The sequence below is a fragment of the Rhizobium sp. PEPV16 genome (assembly GCF_008919455.1).
GTDB classification, from domain to species: Bacteria; Pseudomonadota; Alphaproteobacteria; order Rhizobiales; family Rhizobiaceae; genus Rhizobium; species Rhizobium leguminosarum_Q.
The window spans coordinates 1-1,474 of record NZ_VSZV01000125.1 but is presented as its reverse complement, the minus strand read 5'-3'; the positions used below and the strand labels follow the sequence as shown (position 1 = coordinate 1,474).

The 1,474-nt window shown below is 61.7% G+C and carries 2 protein-coding genes; both read left to right on the top strand.

Annotated elements, in window-relative coordinates:
• Positions 1–661 (top strand): sugar phosphate isomerase/epimerase (locus tag FY112_RS02065; RefSeq protein WP_246700583.1); only part of this gene is annotated, 661 nt, incomplete at its 5' end.
• The coding region (locus FY112_RS02060) for a Gfo/Idh/MocA family oxidoreductase (protein ID WP_151517531.1) at positions 658–1,474 on the top strand (817 nt) is incomplete at its 3' end. The genes FY112_RS02065 and FY112_RS02060, both read left to right, overlap by 4 nt.

Genomic DNA, 1,474 nt, shown 5'->3' with positions numbered 1-1,474 from the left:
GCGCCAGGCGGCGGTGAAGCATTGGAAGCGGGCGATTGAGATCGCCGTCGAGATGGAAGTCGACACGATGAATTCGGAGTTCGGCCGCGGTCCGCACCCGGACAAGGGATCATGCTACTGCTGCCATACCGGGTCTATGATCGAAGCCTGCGAGGACGCCTGGTGGCGCTCGATGGAGGAACTGGTGCCGATCTTCGAAAAAGAAAGCATCACCCTCCATGTCGAGCCGCATCCGGAAGACTGGTGCGAGACGCTGCAGCCGGCGCTCGACATCATCCGCACGGTCAATTCGAAGAGCGTCAAGTTTCTCTACTGCGCTCCGCACACCTTCTATTTCGGCGATGATACGAAGGCGATGCTGCGTGAGGCCAAGGACGTTCTTGCACATGTGCATGTCGGCGACACCTTCAACCACAAAGCCTCGTCCGGCCTTCGTTATATCCTCAACCCGCCGGGCACCAACGCCCGGGTGCACCAGCACCTCAATATCGGGCAAGGAGAGGTTCCGTGGGACGATTTCTTCGGCACGCTGGCCGAGATCGGCTTCGACGGCATCATGACTGCCTGCGTCTTTGCTTGGGAAGACAAGGCAGACCAGAGCAGTACCTTCATGCGCGCCGAAATGCAGCGTTACATCGATAAATATCGGGGGGCAAAATGACCCTTCAGGTTGGCATAATCGGCACGGGTATGATTGGCCAGGATCATATCCGCCGCCTGACGAACGTCGTTTCCGGTGTCGAAATCGTGGGTGTTACCGATATCGACCAGGCCCGCGCTGCCGCTGCCGCCCCGGCAGGGGCGGAGGTGTTCGCCACCCCCTCGGCTCTGATCTCTTCGGAAAAGGTGCAGGCCGTGATCATCTGCTCATGGGGGCCGGCACATGAGGAGCAACTGCTCGCCTGCATCGCCGCCGGCAAGCCGGTCTTCTGCGAAAAGCCCATGGTGACATCCGAGGCGGCTGCGCTTCGCGTGATGGAGGCCGAAGTGGCCTTCGGCCGGCGGCTCGTGCAGGTGGGCTTCATGCGCCGCTTCGATGCCGATTATCGCCGCCTGAAGGCGGTCATCGACGGCGGGAAACTCGGCGTGCCGCTCCTATTCCATTCCGTGCATCGCAATGCCTCGGTTCCCGAAGGCCTGTACACGTCGGAGATGCCGCTGAACGACACGCTGGTGCATGACGCGGATATTTCCCGCTGGCTCTTGTCGGACGACGTCAATGGAGTGGAGGTGCGTGTGCCGCGCCGCTCCTCGCGCGGTGGCGCGTTGCGCGATCCGGTTTTCGTGCTCTTGCACATGGCCTCCGGCGCGCTTGTTGACGTCGAGATTTCGGTGAACGTCGCTTATGGCTATGACATCCGCGGCGAGATCAGCTGCGAGGCAGGTGTCGCCGCGCTGCCGAACCGCCCGGCAACCGTAATTTCAGATTCCAACGGCATTCGTCAGGCGATCCCCGAGGACTGGCGCGAGCGCT